Raw genomic sequence first — 18,886 nt, 5'->3', positions numbered from 1 at the left:
AGTCAATCAATGTGAGGGCGTCGAGCGAGCCCAGGCCTGACGTGCGGCGATCAACACTCCCAGCAGGATGAACCCGCCGGGGACGAGCGTGGCGAGGTGCAGGCCCCCGTTGCCAAGGAGTTCGCGCAGCAGGCCCAGGCCCAGCATCAATGCGCCAAACACGGCGCACAGACGCATGCGATCAAGGCGTGGGTTCTGGAAGAAACCGTTGTATTCCAGCACAACGCATTGCAGGGCGATCAATCCAGCGTAAAGCGCTATCGGTTGATGCCATTGAAGTGACAAGACTTGTGCGGCCATTTGCGCGCAACTGGTGAGCGTGGCGGCCAGCAGGACACTGGCAAGCAAGCGGGCGGACGGAACCAGCCGCGATCGCAAGGCCCACATGCCAACGCCATAAGCACAGATGACCACCATGAACATCAGCCACAGTCCCAGTGCCGCCGCCCATGAAGTCGTGGCGCCGATCAGGAGCGCCAGCATCAGTGAGTTTTGCAGGGTCGACGACTTAGTCATGGGCGCTACTCCCGATCAAGGGTTGCCGGTGTTCATCGAAGTAACGCAAGGCGTCATGAATGGCGCTGATCACCGCTCTTGACGTGATGGTCGCCCCCGCCACCTGATCGAATTGTCCCTGGTCCTTTTTCAAGGCCCAGCCTGTGTCGCCAGGTTCGTTGCGGGACTTGCCGGTAAACGCCTGAAGCCATGCGTTCGGCCAATCGGCGATCTTGCCACCCAACCCCGGGGTTTCCGATTGCTTGAGGGTTTTGACCCCCAACAACTTGCCGTTGGCGTCGATGGCAATCATCAACTCGATTTTTCCTTCATAGCCCAGTGTCTGGCTGCGCAGCAACACCGCGCTGGGCTGACCGGCCTTGGTCGCCAGGTAGCCACTCAGCAGTGTGCTATTGGCCAATTGGATGTTGGCGAGATCGAGCGGTTGTTCCAGCGGCTGATTGTCGTAGCTTTGCGTCGGTAGCAGGTCCAGCAGGTTGCGACTGTCGATCAGCCGTTGTTCTGCGGCAATGCGCGGGGCGCTGGTGTAATGCGCGAGGTAGGTCGCGCCGATTCCCAGCCCGGCCAGCAGCACCACAATCACTGCACTGGACGCTCGGCTCATGGGCTCACTGGCTCCTGCCTGGACGCGATAAAACGCTCCAGCGCCGGTACACACAGATTCATCAGCAGCACGGCAAATGCCACACCGTCCGGATAACCGCCCCAGGTCCTTATCAGGTAAGTCAGCAAGCCCACACCGATACCAAAGAGCAACCGGGCACCCGCGCTTTTTGCCCCGGACACCGGTTCTGTGACAATGAAAAAAGCCCCCAGCATGGTCGCGCCGGTGAGCAGATGAAACAGCGCTGAGCCATGGGAGTCGGAGCCCGAACCGTTCCAACACAGCAGGCTGATGACAAACAGGCTGGTGAGCATGCCGACCGGCGCATGCCAACTGAACACCCGCCGTTGCAGAAGAAACGCACCACCGGCCAGAAAGGCCAGGTTGACCCATTCCACGCCGCGTCCGCCGAAATGGCCGAACGCCGGGTTGCCGGCGAAGAGCTCGTCCATGGTCAGGCTTTTGTTGATGCGCAGGCTGTCCAGCGCGGTGGCCTGAGCCCAGGCGTCTGGTGTGGCGCTGAGGTTGAAGCCGAATATCTGTTGCAGGCCGCCGAGCAAGTCCATGCCGTGGGAGAACGGCCAGTGCGTCATTTGCTGAGGAAAGGCCACCAGCACCAGGGCGAAACCGAGCATCGCCGGGTTGAACGGATTCTTGCCCACGCCGCCATACAACTGTTTGCCCAGTATCGCGAACGCCGCCGCACAGACCGTCAACCACCACGGGCAATACGCAGGCAATGCCAGCGCCAGCAGCGTCGCACTGACCAGCGCGCTGCCGTCGCTCAACGTTGCTTTCAGCGGACGCTGGCGCAGTTGCAACACCGCGCCTTCAACCGCCAGCGCGGTGGCGGCCGCCAGCATCAGATTGATCAAGACCCCCCAGCCATACAGCCAAAACAGCATCAGCATCCCCGGCACGGTGGCCAGCAACACCAGCTTCATGGCCTGCTGGAGGCGTTCGTCCACCGATTCAAGGGGCGACATAGGCATCCACCTGGCGCTGGGCTTCCAGCAGCCGCGCGCGGGCCTTGTCGATCAACTCGCTCGGGGTGTCCGCACCTCGTTCGAGTTTGCTGACGTCGGCACGGGCGTAGGCCAATTCGGTTTTCAACTGTCGAAGCTGGCTGTCGATGGGGCGCTTTTCGACGCGTGTCAGGTCTGGCAACGGTTGCTCACTCGCCGCTTCAGCGGCGTGCAAGGCTTGTTCCGCCTCGTTGAGCGCACGTTGCAGGGCTTCGATCTGTTCGGCCGGTGCTTCGTTGGTCTGGGCTTTCTTGAGTTCGGCGCGGCGCATGGCCAATTGGATCTTCGCCCGTTTCAACTCGGTGTCTTTCGCCGGGGCAGCCGGTGTCGAGGGCGGTGCTGAAGTGCTTTCCAGTTGCGCCAAAGCCTGTTCGGCGACCTCGAACTGTTGTTGCAGCACGATCAATTGCGATTGCTGTTCGAAGGTCGGTGGATGCCCGAAGGCCTTGAGCGACTTGTTCAGTTGCGCCCGACTCATCGCCACATCGATCTTGGCCTTTTTCAGCGCCGCATCAGCGTTCGCCGCTTTTTGTGCGCGCACGCGTTCAAGCGCCGCTTGCACCGGGTCAGTCGTCGTCACTTCACTGTGCGCAACGGCGCGTTGGGCGCGGGCCTGACGTTCTGCGATTTTCTGCTGTTCCTCGCGTTGCAAGCGGGCATTGCGTTGTTCAAAGCGGCGCCGTGCATGGTTGCGCTTGGCGGCGCGAGCCCGTTGCTCTTCAAGGCTGAAGGCCAGGCCCCCGACAATCGGCAGCACGGTGGCCAGGGGCAACGGGCGCATCTCGATGCAGTCCACCGGGCAGGGCGCCACGCAGAGGTCGCAACCGGTGCATTCGTCCACGATCACCGTGTGCATCAACTTCGCCGCGCCGACAATGGCATCCACCGGGCAGGCCTGGATGCATTTGGTGCAACCGATGCATTCGGCTTCGCGAATATAGGCAATCTGCGCCGGGGCAGAACCGCGACTGGTGTCCAGTTCCAGTACCGGTACTTTCAGCAGTTCGGCCAGCGCCGCGATAGTTTCGCTGCCGCCGGGCGGGCACTTGTTGATCGGCTCGCCGCTGGCGATGCCTTCGGCGTAGGGCTTGCATCCGGGGTGGCCACACTTGCCGCATTGAGTCTGCGGCAGGAGGGCGTCGATGCGTTGAATCAGACTCATGTTTTGATCAGTCCGCTAAATCCGAGAAATGCCACTGCGATCAGTCCGGCGCCGATCAACTCGATCGGCAGGCCACGAAAGGGCAGGGGAACATCGTTATCGAGTGTGCGCTGGCGCAAATCGCTGAACAGGCTCAGCACCAGCCAAAACCCCAACCCGGCGCCGAGGCACAGGAAGGCGGCGTGAAAAAAACCCTTGTCGTCCTGAGCGTTGAGCAACGTCAACCCGAGCACGCCAGCGTTGCCCAAAAGAAGCGGCCAGAGCCCGTCGAACGCCAATTTTGGCAACAGCCGCGACAGCGCTTTCAACAACGGTGCGATCAACAACACGCTTAAGGGCAAGAACACAAACAGGCGCAGCGACGTCAGCTCCAGCGGCACCAGCAGCCAACGGTCAGCGCTATAGCCCAATGTGCCAACCAGCAACATTAAACAGGTGGTCGCAATGCCCAGCGCATGGACTTGCCGATGCTCGTTACCCAGCAGCGGATCGGCGCCCAGCGGCCAGTGCAACACGACATTGTTGATCAGGGCAGCGCTGATAAGCGTAAGAAGTATCTCGGTCATGATCGTGCCGGCAAGAACGGGGGCTTTTTAAGGAGCGGTCTAAAAAGCTTAGGCATTATCCGGCAAGGACGGAGGGTGGGCCAGATATGAAAATCCCACAGTCGCGTCAGGCACGACTGTGGGATCGGTTTACAGCAAGACCTTACTTGATGCGCTGACCCGGCTTGGCGCCGCTGTCAGGGCTGAGCAGGTAGATTTCTTCGCCGCCAGGACCGGCCGCCATCACCATGCCTTCGGAGATGCCGAACTTCATTTTCCGCGGCTTGAGGTTGGCGATCATCATGGTCAGGCGACCATCGAGCTTGGACGGGTCCGGGTAAGCGCTCTTGATCCCGGAGAACACGTTGCGTTGCTCGTCACCGATATCCAGGGTCAGGCGCAGCAGCTTGTCGGCGCCTTCCACGTGTTCAGCCTTGACGATCAGCGCGACGCGCAGGTCGATCGCAGCGAACGCGTCGAACTCGATCTCTGGTGACAGCGGATCCTTGGCCAGTTCACCGTTGCCGGCCGGTGCGGCTTCGCCGGTATCGGTTGCGCTGGCGGTCAGGTCTTCTTTCGAAGCATCGCTCATGGCTTGCACTTTCACCGGGTCGATGCGGGTCATCAACGGCTTGAACTCGTTCAGCTGATGGTTGCTGAGCAGGGTCGCGTGGTCGTTCCAGGTCAGCGGCGCGACGTTCAGGAACGCCTCTGCGTCGGCGGCGAGCAACGGCAGGACCGGCTTGAGGAAGATCACCAACTGGCGGAACAGGTTGACGCCCAAGGCGCAGATGGCCTGGACTTCGTCCTGCTTGCCTTCCTGTTTGTTCAGCGACCACGGGGCCTTGTCGGCGATCCAGGCGTTGGCGCGGTCGGCCAGGCCCATGATTTCGCGCATGGCACGGGCGAAGTCGCGAGCCTCGTAAGCCTCGGCGATGCTTGGCGCCGCGGCCAGGAACGCGTCGGTCAGCTCAGGCGCGGCATTACCGGCCACCAGCACACCGGCGTTGCCTTTATGGATGAAACCGGCGCAACGGCTGGCGATGTTGACGACTTTGCCGACCAGGTCCGAGTTGACCTTCTGCACGAAGTCTTCGAGGTTCAGGTCGAGGTCGTCGACGCCACGGCTCAGCTTGGCCGCGTAGTAGTAGCGCAGGTATTCCGGCGACAGGTGATCCAGGTACGTCCGGGCCTTGATGAAGGTGCCCCGGGACTTGGACATTTTCTGACCGTTGACGGTCAGGTAGCCGTGCACGTTGATGCCGGTCGGTTTACGGAAACCGGCGCCTTCGAGCATGGCTGGCCAGAACAGGGCGTGGAAGTTGACGATGTCCTTGCCGATGAAATGGTACAGCTCGGCGGTGGAGTCCTTGCCCCAGAACGCGTCGAAGTCCAGCCCTGGCGTGCGGCTGCACAGGTTCTTGAAGCTGGCCATGTAGCCGATTGGCGCGTCCAGCCAGACGTAGAAGTACTTGCCCGGCTCATCAGGAATCTCGAAACCGAAGTACGGCGCATCGCGGGAGATGTCCCACTGTTGCAGGCCGGCATCCAGCCATTCGGCGATCTTGTTGGCCACGGCGTCTTGCAGGGTGCCGCTGCGGGTCCAGGTTTGCAGCATCTCCTGGAAATCCGGCAGCTTGAAGAAGAAGTGCTGGGAATCCTTGAGCACCGGGGTGGCGCCAGAGATTGCCGACTTCGGATCCTTCAGGTCAGTCGGCGCGTAGGTCGCACCGCACTTTTCGCAGTTGTCGCCGTACTGGTCTTCGGTGCCGCATTTCGGGCAGGTGCCCTTGATGAAGCGGTCGGCCAGGAACATTTTCTTTTCCGGGTCGAAGTATTGCGTGATCGAGCGCTGGGCAATGTGCCCGGCGTCGCGCAGCTTCAGGTAGATCTGGCTCGACAGCTCACGGTTTTCTTCGGCGTGAGTGGAGTGGAAGTTGTCGAAGTCCACCAGGAACTCGGCAAAGTCGGCGCTGTGTTCAGCCTGGACGTTGGCGATCAGTTGTTCCGGGGTGATGCCTTCCTTTTCCGCGCGCAGCATGATCGCCGAACCGTGGGCGTCGTCGGCGCAGACATAAATGCATTGATTGCCGCGGTGCTTCTGGAAGCGCACCCACATATCGGTCTGGATGTATTCCAGCATGTGGCCAAGATGGATCGAACCATTGGCATAGGGCAGGGCGCTGGTGACGAGGATCTTGCGTGGCTCGGACATGGGGCTCGGCTACTTGATGAAACGGAGGTCGGCCACTATAAAGCGCCGGCGCATATTTTTCACCCCTGTGGCCACAGGGATGTGTTTGCCACAAATCACCAGCGGGCATGCCGTCCATGATCTAGAACGGTTAGGATACCCGCCTGATTTTCCAGTCTTGCTATCGGAGTTGCCCATGAGCGCCGTCAATCGCGCAGCGGTGGAAGCCGTCCTTCGCCAATACACCGACCCTTACCTGAACCAGGACCCGGTCAGCGCCGGATGCGTGCGCAACATCGACATCCAGGGCGATCGCGTCAGCGTCCAGCTGGAGTTGGGCTACGCCGCCGGCCTGTTCAAGAGCGGCTGGTCGCAGATGCTGCAAATGGCTATCGAAGGCCTGGACGGCGTGACGACGGCCCGTGTCGACATCACCAGCGTGATTGCCGCGCACAAGGCCCAGGCGCAGATCCCGGGGCTGGCCAACGTGAAAAACGTGGTGGCCGTGGCGTCCGGCAAGGGTGGCGTGGGCAAGTCCACCACCGCCGCGAACCTGGCACTGGCGCTGGCCCGTGAAGGCGCCAAGGTCGGGATTCTCGACGCGGACATCTACGGTCCGAGCCAGGGCATCATGTTTGGTATACCCGAAGGCACCCGACCAAAGGTCAAGGATCAGAAGTGGTTCGTGCCGATCGAGTCCCATGGCGTTGAAGTGATGTCGATGGCGTTCCTGACCGACGACAACACGCCGATGGTCTGGCGCGGGCCGATGGTCTCCGGTGCGCTGCTGCAACTGGTGACCCAAACCGCGTGGGGCGACCTCGATTACCTGGTCATCGACATGCCACCTGGCACCGGTGACATTCAACTGACCCTGGCACAGAAAGTCCCGGTGGCCGGTGCCGTGATCGTCACGACCCCGCAAGACCTGGCCTTGCTGGACGCGCGCAAGGGCGTGGAGATGTTCCGCAAGGTCAACATCCCGGTGCTGGGCGTGGTGGAAAACATGGCCGTGCACATCTGCTCCAACTGCGGGCATGCCGAGCATCTGTTCGGTGAAGGCGGGGGTGTGAAGCTGGCCAACCAATATGGCGTCGAACTGCTGGCCTCGTTGCCGCTGGCAATGGCCATTCGCGAACAGGCCGATGGCGGCAAGCCGACTGTGATCGCCGAGCCGGACAGCCCGATTGCGCTGGTGTATCAGGAACTCGCTCGCCACGTCGGCGCGCGGATCGTGTTGCAGGAAGCGGCATCGCCGGCGATGCCGAACATCACCATCAGCGACGATTGATTCGCTGAATAAATGCGGTCCCCTGTGGGAGCGGGCTTGCTCGCGAATGCGGTAGATCAGCCAACTAATCTGTTGAATGAGATACCGCATTCGCGAGCAAGCCCGCTCCCACATTGTTTTGCGGTGTTGCTTAGATGCGCAACCCGCCATCCATTTCGAGGATCCGGCCGGTGTAGTAGTCGTTCTCGAAAATGTACGCCGCCGAATGGGCGATCTCTTCCGGTTTGCCCATGCGTTTGAGCGGAATACCGGCCGTCATCTTCTCCAGCGCTTCCGGCTTCATGCCCAGCGTCATCTCGGTTTCGATGAAGCCCGGGGCAATGCCCGCCACGCGAATGCCGTAGCGCGCCAGTTCCTTGGCCCAGGTCACGGTCGCTGCCGCTACGCCAGCCTTGGCTGCGGAGTAGTTGGTCTGGCCAACGTTGCCGGCACGGGAAATCGAGGAGATATTGATGATCGCGCCGCTGTTGTTCAGCTCGACCATTTTTGCCGCGACTTCACGGGTGCACAGGAACACGCCGGTCAGGTTGACGTCGATGACCGCCTGCCATTGGGCCAGGCTCATCTTGGTCATCTCGCCGTCCTTGACCTTCAGCAGCAGGCCATCTCGCAGGATGCCGGCGTTGTTGATCAGGCCGTGGATCGCGCCGAAATCTTCGGCGACCTGGGCGACCATGTGGGTCACCTGCTCTTCACTGGCGACGTTGCACAGGTAGCTGCGCGCCTCGACGCCCTTGGCCTTGCACGCGGCGACGGTGTCGTCGAGTTTTTCCTGGTTCAGGTCCACCAGCGCCAGCTTCGCGCCTTTACCCGCGAAATACTCGGCCATCGAACGGCCTAAACCCTGGCAACCGCCAGTGATAATGATTACTTTGTCAGTGAGTTGCATTCGCATGCCCCAATAGCAGGTCAGAGTGGTTTCCTAGTAGAGGGCCTCTCGATCTGCGCCTGATATGGCCTGGCTGCACATGAGAACTGCCCCGATGGCGTTCTGGATACTTATCCCCAGGCGCCTGTCCGTTTTTTCGACGGATTCTATATAAGGAGTCATAAATTGAGCGTTGAAGCGGCCAAGAATGCCCGAGAATTGCTTCTCAAGGAATACCGGGGAGTGCTTTCGACGCACTCCAAGTCGATGCCGGGGTACCCGTTCGGCTCGGTGGTTCCTTACTGCCTGGACGAGCAGGGCCGGCCGCTGATCCTTATCAGCCGCATCGCCCAGCACACGCACAACCTGCAGAAAGACCCGAAATGCTCACTGTTCGTAGGCGAGCGTGAGGCCGATGACGTGCAAGCCGTTGGTCGGCTGACGTACCTTGCCGAAGCAGAAAAGCTCGAGGACGAGGCGGCCATTGAAGCGGCCGCCGAGCGTTACTACCGCTATTTCCCGGATTCGCAGAGCTACCACAAGGCCCACGATTTCGATTTCTGGGTGCTCAAACCCGTGCGTCACCGCTACATCGGCGGCTTTGGCGCGATTCACTGGGTCGATCACCTGACCCTGGCCAACCCGTTTGCCGGCAAAGCCGAAGTGAGCATGGTCGAGCACATGAATGCCGATCACGCCAAAGCCATCGCGCACTACGTCGAACTGGCGGGCCTGCCGAAAACCGAACCGGCGCAACTGGCCGGCATCGACACCGAAGGCATGCATTTGCGCATCGGTCAGGCGCTGTACTGGTTGCCGTTTCAAGCACCTTGTAATACGCCGACACAAGTCCGGGAAGCCTTGGTTTTCCTGGCTCACGCCGAGCATTGGCCCAAAAAAGAAGTCGCCGACGCTTGAATTCACGAAAGGGCGACGTCATCTAAGGCTTACTGGCAAGGCATTCTTGCGTTGAGGAACCATTTGATGCGCCCTTTTTTATTGCTCTTTGTACTGTTCCCGGTGTTGGAGCTCTTCGTATTCGTCAAAGTCAGTGGGGCAATCGGGTTTTTCCCGGCCCTGCTGCTGATCATTCTCGGCTCGATGCTCGGCGTGTTCGTGTTGCGCATCGCCGGTCTGGCCACTGCGTTGCGTGCCCGTGAAAGCCTGAATCGCGGCGAGCTGCCGGCCCAGACCATGCTCGAAGGCTTGATGCTGGCCCTGGCGGGCGGTCTGTTGATCCTGCCGGGCTTCGTCTCTGACGTGCTGGGCCTGATCATGCTGCTGCCGATCTCCCGTCGACTGCTGGCCAACAAAATGCGCCAGCGCGCCGAAGAGGCCGCTATCCGTCAGCGCGCATTCGCCGATGACCTGCAGCCACGTGGCGGTCCTGCTCCACGCGAACCGCTGGGCCGTGAGCCCAACGTGATCGAAGGCGAGTTCGAACACCGCGACACCAAGTAAAACGTTTCACCTGCGCGGCACCTTCGGGTGCCGTGTCTGTTTCGGGTCATCGATGTAAAAAATTTCGATCCCCGCCCTTGTAATAAGCTTATGCGCCCTTATGTAACGGTCACCGCAAGGTTTCTGGCGATCACGCCAGACAGACTTCCGCGTCTCGCTTGTCGAGCCGCACCCGGCACCGCCGGATTTGTTAAACCCGCCGGGAATACACCGGCCGATGAAAACCACAATTAGGAGAGATCGACAATGAAGCTTCGTCCTCTGCATGACCGCGTCGTCATCCGTCGCAGCGAAGAAGAAAAGAAAACCGCTGGCGGTATCGTCCTGCCAGGTTCGGCTGCCGAGAAAGCCAACAGCGGCGAGATCCTCGCTGTCGGTACCGGCCGCGTGCTGGACAACGGTGAAGTGCGTGCACTGGCCGTTAAAGTGGGTGACAAGGTTGTGTTCGGCCCGTACTCCGGCAGCAACACCGTGAAAGTTGACGGCGAAGACCTGCTGGTAATGGCTGAGAACGAGATTCTCGCTGTTATCGAAGGCTGATACCCCGCTCATTTTCCCGCTACTACAAAGTATTTAAGGAATATCGATCATGGCTGCTAAAGAAGTTAAATTCGGCGATTCCGCCCGCAAGAAAATGCTCGCCGGTGTGAACGTCCTGGCTGACGCAGTAAAAGCGACCCTGGGCCCTAAAGGCCGTAACGTGATCATCGAGAAGAGCTTCGGCGCTCCGACCATCACCAAGGACGGCGTTTCCGTTGCCAAAGAAATCGAGCTGAAAGATCGCTTCGAAAACATGGGCGCGCAGCTGGTCAAAGACGTTGCCTCCCGTGCCAACGATGACGCAGGCGACGGCACCACCACCGCTACCGTTCTGGCTCAATCGATCGTCAACGAAGGCCTGAAAGCCGTCGCTGCCGGCATGAACCCGATGGACCTGAAGCGCGGCATCGACAAAGCGACCATCGCTATTGTCAAAGAGCTCAAAGCCCTGTCCAAGCCTTGCGCTGACACCAAGGCAATCGCTCAGGTCGGCACCATCTCGGCCAACTCCGACAGCTCCATCGGCGACATCATTGCCGAAGCCATGGAAAAAGTCGGTAAAGAAGGCGTGATCACCGTTGAAGAAGGCTCGGGCCTGGAAAACGAACTGTCGGTTGTTGAAGGCATGCAGTTCGACCGTGGCTACCTGTCCCCGTACTTCGTCAACAAGCCAGAGACCATGACTGCCGAGCTCGACGGTCCGCTGATCCTGCTGGTCGACAAAAAGATCTCGAACATCCGCGAAATGCTGCCAGTACTGGAAGCCGTTGCCAAAGCCGGCCGTCCACTGCTGATCGTGGCCGAAGACGTTGAAGGCGAAGCCCTGGCGACTCTGGTTGTGAACAACATGCGTGGCATCGTTAAAGTCGCAGCCGTCAAGGCTCCAGGCTTCGGCGACCGTCGCAAGGCCATGCTGCAGGACATCGCTGTCCTGACTGGCGGTACCGTTATCTCCGAAGAGATCGGTCTGAGCCTGGAAAGCACTACCCTGGAACACCTGGGTAATGCCAAGCGCGTGATCCTGTCCAAAGAAAACACCACCGTGATCGACGGCGCCGGCGTTGAGGCTGACATCCAGGCTCGCGTTCTGCAGATCCGTCAGCAAGTGGCTGACACTTCGTCCGACTACGACCGTGAAAAACTGCAAGAGCGTCTGGCCAAGCTGTCCGGCGGCGTTGCAGTGATCAAGGTTGGCGCTGGTTCCGAAGTTGAAATGAAAGAGAAGAAAGCCCGCGTTGAAGACGCCCTGCACGCTACCCGTGCAGCCGTTGAAGAAGGCGTGGTACCTGGCGGCGGCGTGGCACTGGTTCGCGCTCTGCAGGCTATCTCCGAGCTGAAAGGCGACAACGATGACCAGAACGTTGGCATCCAGTTGCTGCGTCGCGCTGTTGAAGCGCCACTGCGCCAGATCGTTGCCAACTCCGGCGACGAGCCAAGCGTAGTCGTCGACAAGGTCAAGCAGGGTTCGGGTAACTACGGTTACAACGCTGCCACCGGCGAATACGGCGACATGATCGAAATGGGTATCCTGGACCCGGCCAAAGTGACTCGTTCGGCTCTGCAAGCGGCTTCGTCGATTGCCAGCCTGATGATCACCACCGAAGCCATGATCGCCGAGATCAAGGAAGACGCTCCAGCTGGCGGCATGCCAGACATGGGCGGTATGGGCGGCATGGGCGGCATGATGTAAGCCAGCCTTACCCCTGTATTGAAAAACCCCGCCTGCGAAAGCAGGCGGGGTTTTTTATTGCCCTCATATCGGGCCAGTCGGGAGACCGCGTCACCGCCATCGCGAGCAGGCTCACTCCTACAGTTTTTGATCTGTGTTTCAGGCGTTGACTGTTTTCGCTTTGGCCATCGATTCAACCTTGGAAGCCGGTCGATAAAGCACGTAGTAATACGACCCCAGGCAAATCAGCCAGCAGAAAATCGCGGTCCACACGTTGTGCGAAAAGAAGTGCGCCCCCTGCATCATCCGCCCAATCGAGAACACCGAGCCCAAGGCGAAGGCGAAGATAAACGCCGCGCGCGCCATGCGTGGACGACGGTCACGCAACACAAAGAACAGGGCAAACAGGGTGAAACCGGTGGCGGCATGACCACCAGGCCAGCAGCGGCCAGGTTTATTCGTGTGCGGGCGAGGGCTCAGCAGTTCGCTGTAGGTCTCGTGGCCGCCAAATTGCTCAAGGCTCCATGGGCATTGCACCGCCGTCACTGCTTTCATGGGGGTGACAAAGGAAGTTGCCAGACCCAGCGACAGCACCAGGCAACCCAGTTCCCGCTTGAACGGCTTGAGCTTGTCCACGAAGAAAGAGGCGATAAAGCCGATGATCGCAAACACGGAAAAGGCGATGACTACCTGCTTGGCGCGGTCATGCAGGATGTCTTCAAGGAAATAGCTGTGGCGTCCGATGAAATCCCCTGCCACTGGATCGTAGAACAGCTTGGCAAGGTCCATGTCAAGGGACGTCAGTTCGAGCAGCACCAAAATGATTGCCGCGACGGCGGGGACGCCCACGCACACCCAGAGATTGAGCGGGCGCGAGACGGGACGGACAACGGTTGATGACATGGTGGATCCTGAACAAAGGAAAAACCCCCGGGGCATCAGCCCGGGGCTATTCGGTTAACGTTCGCTGACTTGGCCGGCACCCTCCTTGGGCGCCTTCCAGCCAAGCAGCTGTTGCTTGAAGCCATAACTGGCCGTTTGGTAATAAGTAATCGCCCGGGTGATCAATGGATCATTGGCGGTGGCACGGGACTCGCGACTTTCTGTCAGCGCTTCATCATGCCGGCGCAACCCTTGGCGCGGGCTAAGGATCGCCAGATCCTTGCCGTCAAACAAGCCCAGGTGTTGATAATTGCCAACCACCACTCGCGGCGGCAGCGGATTGTCCTGCAACAGGTTGCGACCAAAGAATGTCGATTCGTAATCCAGATTCAGCAAGCCCAGCAAGGTGGGCGCGAGGTCGATCTGGCTGGCCAGTTGTGCGGTCTCACGGGCCGGGATCAACGTCGGTGCATAAATGAACAGCGGAATCTGATAGTTGCTGATCGGCAAATCTTCCTTACCGGCGCTGCCCGCGGTGTGGTCGGCGACGAAGACGAAGATTGTATTGTCAAACCACGGCTTTTTGCGCGCCTGATCGAGGAACTGACCAATGGCATAGTCGGTATATTTCACTGCGCCGTCACGGCCATTGCCGGATTTGATGTCGATCCGGTTGTCCGGGTAGGTATAAGGGCGATGGTTGGACGTGGTCATCAGTTGCAGCAGGAACGGCTGTTGCTTCGCATAATCGGCGTCCGCCAGTTTCAGCGTCTGCGTGTACAGGTCTTCGTCAGCCATGCCCCAGGCATTCTTGAAGTGAATCTCGGCTTCATCGACGCTGCTCTGGTCGACCACGCGGTAACCGTTGCCGCTGAAGAACGCGTTCATGTTGTCGAAGTAACCGCGGCCACCGTAAACGAACACGCTGTCGTAACCCACGGCCTTGAGCTGCTGGCCGAGGCTGGCAAAACCACTCTCACGGCCCACGCGCTTGACGATTGAACGCCCCGGCGTTGGCGGAATGGCCAGCGTGATGGCTTCCAAACCGCGATCGGTACGGGTGCCGGTGGCGTAGAAGTTGTTGAAATACAGGCTCTGTTGGCGCAGGGCATCAAGGTTGGGCGTCAGGTTGCGCTGGTCGCCATTGCTGCCCATGTACTTGGCACTGAAGCTTTCGATGGTCACCAGCACGATGTTGGGTTTGCGCAGGGTGCCGGGGTTATCGATGTCCCGGCGGATGTCTTGCGGGTCGTTGCCGACAAAACGTGCATTCGGTTCGCTAAGCTCGGCCCGAATCTGCTGCGCGACAACGTCGGCCGGCAGGGTGCTGTAGAACTGCGGGTAATCCAGTTCGTTGTTACGAAACGCGGCGAAAAACTGGTACGGGCCATTGCTCGCCAGCTCGTTCTGGTAGGCGTTACCGCCCTGGGCGCGAGGTGAATCCTGGCTGAGCAGTTGCAGGCTCAAGCCGGCGACGATCAACAAGCCCAACGCATTCAGCAGACGCCCGCGCAATGGCGGCAAAGGGGCGTTCATCGCGGCATTGAAGGGGTTGCGTAATACGACGCTCAAGACCAGCGCCAGGACCGCGAGCAGGCTCAGCAGTTTGCCGATCGGATAGGACTCGAGCAGGTTGTTCAGTACTTCATCGGAATACACCAGGTAGTCGACGGCGATGAAATTGAAGCGCACGCCAAATTCATCCCAGAACAGCCATTCCGCCACGGCGGTGAACAACATGGCGAACAGGCTGACCGTCAGCAGGCCCTGAAGCAACCAGCGATGACCGCGGCGACGCCACACAGCCGGCGGGCAAAGCAACAAGTAGAGGCCCATGGGCAATGCCGCATAGGCAATAAAGCCCAGGTCATACAGCAAGCCGATGCCGAACACGGACAGGAAACCGCTGCCGGCCTCGTCCAGGTGAGTGAGGAGCAGAACCGTTCGGGTCAGGAAGAAAATCGCCAGCCAGGCGCCGGTGACCAGCAGGAGAAAGCGCATTGGCGCCGTCTTGAAGAAGTCCATTGTGTGTACATTCCTTATTATCAATTGCGCGGCATTTTCACTTGAATGCTGTCGTCAGGGTGTGAACCGACAGTGAAAAAGGTGTCAACCCTACCATTTGGTGGCGCAAATTGATTCTGCGCAGCGAAACCCTAGTCCTCAGCCACGCTTGGCCTTAAGCTGCGCGGGCCAAGACGGCCGTTACTGTGTACGGAGGAGTGCCCATGCGAATTCTATTGGTTGAAGACAACCGCGATATCCTCGCCAATCTGGCTGATTACCTGGGCCTCAAAGGCTACACCGTGGATTGCGCACAAGACGGTCTGTCCGGCCTGCACCTGGCGGCCACCGAGCATTACGACTTGATCGTGCTCGACATCATGCTTCCCGGCATCGACGGCTATACCCTGTGCAAACGCCTGCGCGAAGACGCCCGCCGCGACACACCGGTGATCATGCTCACCGCCCGCGATCAACTCGACGACCGGCTGCAGGGCTTCAAGTCCGGTGCCGACGACTACCTGATCAAACCGTTTGCCCTGTCTGAACTGGCCGCACGGATCGAGGCGGTGATGCGTCGCAGCCAAGGTGGCGGTCGTCGCACGTTGCAGGTCGGCGATCTGGCCTATGACCTCGACACCCTTGAAGTGACCCGCGAAGGGCGACTGCTGAAACTCAACCCGGTGGGCCTGAAGTTGCTGGCCGTGCTGATGCAGAAAAGCCCGCACGTGCTGCGCCGGGAAATTCTCGAAGAAGCGCTGTGGGGCGATGACTGCCCGGACAGTGACAGCCTGCGCAGCCACGTCCATCAACTGCGTCAAGTGATCGACAAGCCGTTCGCCAAGCCATTGCTGCAAACCGTTCACGGTGTGGGTTATCGCCTGGCCGAGGGCCGTGATGGAGTTTAAGCAGAGCCTTGCTCAACGGATCATCATCGCCTTTGCGCTGATGAGCGCATTGGTGGCCGGTGCCTTTGCCATGGGCATTGTGGCGACCGTGCACGTGGTGGAAGAAAAGCTGATTTCGTCCGGGCTGGGCGGCGATCTGCAGCGTTTGTTGCTGATGGACAGCATGTCCGACTGGAGCCACCGCCCCGAGCCGGACCAACTGTTCTACTTCAGCGGCGGGGCAGGGGATTTTGAATTGCCCAAGGACCTGCGCAACCTCGACTCGGGTTTTCATGAGGTTTTCCGCGATCAGCTGTCGTATCACGCCATGGTCGAAATCGTCGACGGCCGGCGCTACGTGCTGCTTCAGGATCAGAGCGATTTCGAAGAGCGTGAGCGGGTGCTGTTCGCCGTGGTGCTGGTCGGCTTCGTCCTGAGCCTGGCGCTGGCGGTTTTTCTCGGCTGGGTCCTGGCGCGTAAAGTCATGGCGCCGGTGGTGCGGCTGGCTCGCCAGGTGCGTCATCGCGATCAACTGTTGGGGCTGGCGCCGCCCCTGGCGCCGGATTATGCCGCTGACGAAGTGGGCGAGCTGGCTGTTGCCTTCGACGCCACCCTTGGCCGCTTGCGCCAGGCATTGACCCGTGAGCGCTTGTTTACCAGCGATGTCAGCCACGAACTGCGTACACCCTTGATGGTATTGGCGAGTTCTTGTGAGTTGCTGCTGGAAAACCCCGGAATCGATCAGCGCGGCCGCGCCCAGGTCGAACGCATTGCCCGGGCCTGCGAAGAAATGCGTGAGTTGGTACAAACCTTCCTGATGCTGGCCCGCGCACAACGTGAAGACGCCAGCATGTCGCCGCAGCAGAACCTGAAACAGGTTGCCGACGGGTTGCTCACGCTATGGCGAGAGCCCATCGAAACCAAGGGACTGAAGCTGACATTCGAACCGGGTCCTCCTCCAACCGCCAGTTACAACGCAACACTTCTGCATGCGGTGATGGGCAACCTGCTACGTAATGCGTTGCACTACACCGAACGCGGTTTCATCCGCCTGACCCTCACCGCCACGGGGTTTATGGTCGAGGACAGTGGTGTGGGCATTCCCGAAGAAAAACGCGAGGCGATGTTCGAACCTTTCGTGCGGGGTTCTGAAAAACGCGGCGAGGGCCTTGGCCTGGGGCTGTCGCTGGTGCAGCGGATTTGTGAGAACCAGGGCTGGACCGTCAGCCTGACGACCATGGAGCCCAATGGCTGTCGTTTTCAGGTCGAGTTAAATGCATCGGATGCTGGATGAGGGAACGGTTGCAGTTCGATGGCCCTGAGCTATCGTTGTTATCCTGTAAAACCTTGAAATAGTTCGAGGTTTCCCTCAACGAAATTTTCACAAATGCATGACCTGACTCTGACACTAAACTACCTAAGGTTGGTGACATCAGCATTTCAGGAGACCTGACGATGGACGGCCCGATCAAACTCGATTTTTCCGAAAAATACGACGATCAACATGCTAAACGCTACCTGCAAAAGCATCAGGATGGCCTAGGCCGCAAACTGTCCCACTGGCGCGACGTGCAGCTGGGGCGCAAGGCGCTGACGCTGGCCGGTGACCCTGGATTGGTACTCGATCTGCCATGCGGTGCAGGGCGTTTCTGGCCAATGCTGGCGGAAAAAGCCAATCGTGCAATCATCGGCGCCGACAACTCTGAATCGATGGTCAAGATTGCTTGCCAGGCGCAACCCGCTGACGTGGTAAAACGGGTACAACCCTTGCACACTTCTGCCTTCGACATCGCCTTGCCGGATAACGCCGTCGACAGCATTTTCTGCATGCGTTTGCTGCACCACATCGGTGAAGCCGAGCATCGACTGGCAATTCTGCGCGAATTCGAGCGTGTCACCCGTGACAGCGTGATCCTTTCGTTGTGGGTGGACGGCAACTTCAAGGCCTGGAAACGCAAGCGTTCAGAAGCACGGCGTGGGCAGGAAGGTTACCAAAACCGCTTTGTGTTACCGGCTGCAACGGTAGAAAAAGAATTCGAGCAAGCGGGTTTCCGCATCCAGGAAAAACTGGACTTCATACCGCTCTACGCCATGTGGCGCGTTTACGTATTACGCAAGAGGTAACAGGATGGCAGTGCAAAGTGCAGCAGAAACGGACGTCGCTCCAACGGACCGCTTCGACTATTTCTGGAATCAGCGCGGTGAATGGGTAGAAGAACCCAACGTTCGCCGTGGCGGGGAAAGTGGCGTGCAGCGTGTCATGGGCAGCGATGGACAACTGCTCTATGCCAAGCGTCAGACCGGCCATATCTATCGCAGCTGGTTGCACCCGTTTGGCCGCCCGACCGTATTGCGCGAGCAAGATGCGCTGATCGGCCTGCGCAAGCTTGGCGTGCGTGTACCTGAAATCGTTTTCTGCGGCGCACAGCGCGACCCTGTGCACAAATGGCGCGCATTGCTGGTGACCAAGTCGCTGGATGGCTTCGAGGAAATCGAACACTGGTACGCCGGTGGTGGTCGTGAGCGCCATGGCGAGGCGGTGAATGATCGCGTGTTGAAGGATCTGGCCGAGAACCTCGCCCGCATGCACAAGGGCCGCTGGCAGCACAGCTGCATCTACATCAAGCACGTGTTCCTGCGGGTGACGGGCGAAGGCGAATCGGCCAAGGTCGAAATCGCCTTGATCGACCTGGAGAAGTGCCGACAGCGTATGACTGCATCCCAAGCGGCCGCTCATGACATGAAGCAACTGCGTCGCCATTCGTCATTCAGCGATGCGGACTGGAAAAAACTCGTCTACTTTTATGAGACGGCGTTTGGCAGCGCTATCAAAGGTTTATAGCGATGAAACTAGAAATTGCTCGAGGTTTGTTTTTAGCAGGAGCCTTGGCAGTTGCTTCATTGGCGGTGGCTGCCTGGGAGCAGCCACGCACGCAGGTCCTCAGTTCAGTGAGCAGCGATGCTCACTGTCCATTACCACGGGCAATCAAAGCCTCCGTAGCTGCGCAACCCGACCATGATTTGTTGTTGCTCATGTTCGGGCTTGCCCAGGGAATGAGGCCGCAAAGTTGACCAGATTGAAGCCAAAATAAAAGGCCTCGCATGTGCGAGGCCTTTTTTTGTCTCCCATTTTCAGTCCATGAAACTGATCAAATGTGGGAGCGGGCTTGCTCGCGAAGGCGGTGTGACAGTCAACATCATCGCTGAATGACACACCGCCTTCGCGAGCAAGCCCGCT

19 protein-coding genes and 1 pseudogene are annotated in these 18,886 nt (G+C 59.5%); 10 read left to right on the top strand and 10 right to left on the bottom strand.

The features are described 5' to 3' along the window. Window positions 1-6 precede the first annotated feature (6 nt). The 6 genes from BK660_RS21100 to metG form a co-directional block, all read right to left on the bottom strand. Window positions 7-516 carry an Rnf-Nqr domain containing protein gene (locus BK660_RS21100; RefSeq protein WP_123434938.1) on the bottom strand — a complete coding sequence of 170 codons (510 nt, stop codon included), beginning with the start codon at window positions 514-516 and terminating at the stop codon, window positions 7-9. Then, entirely contained in the window at window positions 509-1,120 is a 612-nt protein-coding gene (locus BK660_RS21095; protein ID WP_123434937.1) for an RnfABCDGE type electron transport complex subunit G, read from the bottom strand. Before BK660_RS21095 ends, BK660_RS21100 begins: the two co-directional genes overlap by 8 nt. Next, the gene (locus BK660_RS21090) at window positions 1,117-2,106 is read right to left on the bottom strand and encodes an RnfABCDGE type electron transport complex subunit D (RefSeq protein WP_123434936.1); all 990 of its coding nucleotides are present in this window, start codon (window positions 2,104-2,106) and stop codon (window positions 1,117-1,119) included. The genes BK660_RS21095 and BK660_RS21090 overlap by 4 nt, the downstream gene beginning before the upstream one ends. Then, window positions 2,093-3,307: an electron transport complex subunit RsxB gene (gene rsxB, locus BK660_RS21085; RefSeq protein ID WP_123434935.1), complete on the bottom strand. Its 1,215-nt coding sequence runs from the start codon at window positions 3,305-3,307 to the stop codon at window positions 2,093-2,095. The genes BK660_RS21090 and rsxB overlap by 14 nt, the downstream gene beginning before the upstream one ends. After that, complete coding sequence (locus BK660_RS21080) at window positions 3,304-3,873, bottom strand: electron transport complex protein RnfA (RefSeq protein WP_123434934.1); 570 nt, start codon at window positions 3,871-3,873, stop codon at window positions 3,304-3,306. The genes rsxB and BK660_RS21080 overlap by 4 nt, the downstream gene beginning before the upstream one ends. 142 nt (window positions 3,874-4,015) lie before the next feature. Then, window positions 4,016-6,067, bottom strand: coding sequence for a methionine--tRNA ligase (gene metG, locus BK660_RS21075; RefSeq protein ID WP_123434933.1), 2,052 nt, complete (start codon window positions 6,065-6,067; stop codon window positions 4,016-4,018). 175 nt (window positions 6,068-6,242) lie between these two features. Here metG and apbC point away from each other — a divergent pair, with 175 nt between their 5' ends. Continuing rightward, window positions 6,243-7,337, top strand: coding sequence for an iron-sulfur cluster carrier protein ApbC (gene apbC, locus BK660_RS21070; protein WP_027922857.1), 1,095 nt, complete (start codon window positions 6,243-6,245; stop codon window positions 7,335-7,337). 130 nt (window positions 7,338-7,467) lie between these two features. On the opposite strand, the gene BK660_RS21060 is transcribed toward apbC, so the two are convergent. Beyond that, complete coding sequence (locus tag BK660_RS21060) at window positions 7,468-8,226, bottom strand: SDR family oxidoreductase (RefSeq protein WP_123434932.1); 759 nt, start codon at window positions 8,224-8,226, stop codon at window positions 7,468-7,470. Window positions 8,227-8,391: 165 nt separating this feature from the next. Here BK660_RS21060 and BK660_RS21055 point away from each other — a divergent pair, with 165 nt between their 5' ends. From BK660_RS21055 to groL, 4 genes are all read left to right on the top strand, one after another. After that, window positions 8,392-9,123 carry a HugZ family pyridoxamine 5'-phosphate oxidase gene (locus BK660_RS21055; protein WP_123434931.1) on the top strand — a complete coding sequence of 244 codons (732 nt, stop codon included), beginning with the start codon at window positions 8,392-8,394 and terminating at the stop codon, window positions 9,121-9,123. 66 nt (window positions 9,124-9,189) lie between these two features. Then, entirely contained in the window at window positions 9,190-9,666 is a 477-nt protein-coding gene (locus tag BK660_RS21050; RefSeq protein ID WP_123434930.1) for an FxsA family protein, read from the top strand. A 246-nt stretch (window positions 9,667-9,912) separates the two neighbouring features. Continuing rightward, window positions 9,913-10,206, top strand: coding sequence for a co-chaperone GroES (locus BK660_RS21045; RefSeq protein ID WP_019827816.1), 294 nt, complete (start codon window positions 9,913-9,915; stop codon window positions 10,204-10,206). 49 nt (window positions 10,207-10,255) lie between these two features. Next, window positions 10,256-11,896 (top strand): chaperonin GroEL, encoded by a 1,641-nt coding sequence (gene groL / locus BK660_RS21040; protein ID WP_123434929.1) that lies wholly within the window; start codon window positions 10,256-10,258, stop codon window positions 11,894-11,896. A gap of 138 nt (window positions 11,897-12,034) precedes the next feature. On the opposite strand, the gene BK660_RS21035 is transcribed toward groL, so the two are convergent. Together BK660_RS21035 and BK660_RS21030 are read right to left on the bottom strand one after the other, a co-directional pair. Beyond that, window positions 12,035-12,778, bottom strand: coding sequence for a phosphatase PAP2 family protein (locus BK660_RS21035; protein ID WP_123434928.1), 744 nt, complete (start codon window positions 12,776-12,778; stop codon window positions 12,035-12,037). A 54-nt stretch (window positions 12,779-12,832) separates the two neighbouring features. Further along, on the bottom strand, window positions 12,833-14,782 hold the full coding sequence (locus tag BK660_RS21030; protein WP_123434927.1) for an LTA synthase family protein: 1,950 nt from the start codon (window positions 14,780-14,782) through the stop codon (window positions 12,833-12,835). 203 nt (window positions 14,783-14,985) lie between these two features. Between BK660_RS21030 and colR the strand changes: the two genes are divergently transcribed. The 5 genes from colR to BK660_RS21005 all read left to right on the top strand — a co-directional run bounded on the left by colR (window position 14,986) and on the right by BK660_RS21005 (window position 18,720). Further along, window positions 14,986-15,669 (top strand): two-component system response regulator ColR, encoded by a 684-nt coding sequence (gene colR / locus BK660_RS21025; protein ID WP_123434926.1) that lies wholly within the window; start codon window positions 14,986-14,988, stop codon window positions 15,667-15,669. Continuing rightward, window positions 15,659-16,942 (top strand): sensor histidine kinase, encoded by a 1,284-nt coding sequence (locus BK660_RS21020; protein ID WP_123434925.1) that lies wholly within the window; start codon window positions 15,659-15,661, stop codon window positions 16,940-16,942. Before colR ends, BK660_RS21020 begins: the two co-directional genes overlap by 11 nt. A 161-nt stretch (window positions 16,943-17,103) precedes the next feature. Next, window positions 17,104-17,772, top strand: coding sequence for a class I SAM-dependent methyltransferase (locus BK660_RS21015; RefSeq protein ID WP_123434924.1), 669 nt, complete (start codon window positions 17,104-17,106; stop codon window positions 17,770-17,772). A 4-nt stretch (window positions 17,773-17,776) separates the two neighbouring features. Continuing rightward, complete coding sequence (locus tag BK660_RS21010) at window positions 17,777-18,490, top strand: lipopolysaccharide kinase InaA family protein (protein WP_123434923.1); 714 nt, start codon at window positions 17,777-17,779, stop codon at window positions 18,488-18,490. A 2-nt stretch (window positions 18,491-18,492) separates the two neighbouring features. Further along, window positions 18,493-18,720: a hypothetical protein gene (locus BK660_RS21005; RefSeq protein WP_123434922.1), complete on the top strand. Its 228-nt coding sequence runs from the start codon at window positions 18,493-18,495 to the stop codon at window positions 18,718-18,720. Here the strand turns inward: BK660_RS21005 and BK660_RS32790 are convergent. Beyond that, window positions 18,680-18,886, bottom strand: a pseudogene (locus BK660_RS32790) (hypothetical protein); the annotation flags it as partial. The gene BK660_RS21005 and the pseudogene BK660_RS32790 overlap by 41 nt on opposite strands.

It is taken from the genome of Pseudomonas brassicacearum (genome assembly GCF_003732265.1).
Classification (GTDB): Bacteria; Pseudomonadota; Gammaproteobacteria; order Pseudomonadales; family Pseudomonadaceae; genus Aquipseudomonas; species Aquipseudomonas brassicacearum_D.
The sequence above is the reverse complement of the archived record's forward strand: the minus strand, read 5'-3'. Positions and strand labels throughout refer to the sequence as shown.

Coding starts and splice junctions, on each gene's coding strand:
- BK660_RS21100 (WP_123434938.1), bottom strand. CDS start 516: ATGACTAAGTCGTCGACCCTGCAAAACTCACTGATGCTGGCGCTCCTG.
- BK660_RS21095 (WP_123434937.1), bottom strand. CDS start 1,120: ATGAGCCGAGCGTCCAGTGCAGTGATTGTGGTGCTGCTGGCCGGGCTG.
- BK660_RS21090 (WP_123434936.1), bottom strand. CDS start 2,106: ATGTCGCCCCTTGAATCGGTGGACGAACGCCTCCAGCAGGCCATGAAG.
- rsxB (WP_123434935.1), bottom strand. CDS start 3,307: ATGAGTCTGATTCAACGCATCGACGCCCTCCTGCCGCAGACTCAATGC.
- BK660_RS21080 (WP_123434934.1), bottom strand. CDS start 3,873: ATGACCGAGATACTTCTTACGCTTATCAGCGCTGCCCTGATCAACAAT.
- metG (WP_123434933.1), bottom strand. CDS start 6,067: ATGTCCGAGCCACGCAAGATCCTCGTCACCAGCGCCCTGCCCTATGCC.
- apbC (WP_027922857.1), top strand. CDS start 6,243: ATGAGCGCCGTCAATCGCGCAGCGGTGGAAGCCGTCCTTCGCCAATAC.
- BK660_RS21060 (WP_123434932.1), bottom strand. CDS start 8,226: ATGCAACTCACTGACAAAGTAATCATTATCACTGGCGGTTGCCAGGGT.
- BK660_RS21050 (WP_123434930.1), top strand. CDS start 9,190: ATGCGCCCTTTTTTATTGCTCTTTGTACTGTTCCCGGTGTTGGAGCTC.
- BK660_RS21045 (WP_019827816.1), top strand. CDS start 9,913: ATGAAGCTTCGTCCTCTGCATGACCGCGTCGTCATCCGTCGCAGCGAA.
- groL (WP_123434929.1), top strand. CDS start 10,256: ATGGCTGCTAAAGAAGTTAAATTCGGCGATTCCGCCCGCAAGAAAATG.
- BK660_RS21035 (WP_123434928.1), bottom strand. CDS start 12,778: ATGTCATCAACCGTTGTCCGTCCCGTCTCGCGCCCGCTCAATCTCTGG.
- BK660_RS21030 (WP_123434927.1), bottom strand. CDS start 14,782: ATGGACTTCTTCAAGACGGCGCCAATGCGCTTTCTCCTGCTGGTCACC.
- colR (WP_123434926.1), top strand. CDS start 14,986: ATGCGAATTCTATTGGTTGAAGACAACCGCGATATCCTCGCCAATCTG.
- BK660_RS21020 (WP_123434925.1), top strand. CDS start 15,659: ATGGAGTTTAAGCAGAGCCTTGCTCAACGGATCATCATCGCCTTTGCG.
- BK660_RS21015 (WP_123434924.1), top strand. CDS start 17,104: ATGGACGGCCCGATCAAACTCGATTTTTCCGAAAAATACGACGATCAA.
- BK660_RS21010 (WP_123434923.1), top strand. CDS start 17,777: ATGGCAGTGCAAAGTGCAGCAGAAACGGACGTCGCTCCAACGGACCGC.
- BK660_RS21005 (WP_123434922.1), top strand. CDS start 18,493: ATGAAACTAGAAATTGCTCGAGGTTTGTTTTTAGCAGGAGCCTTGGCA.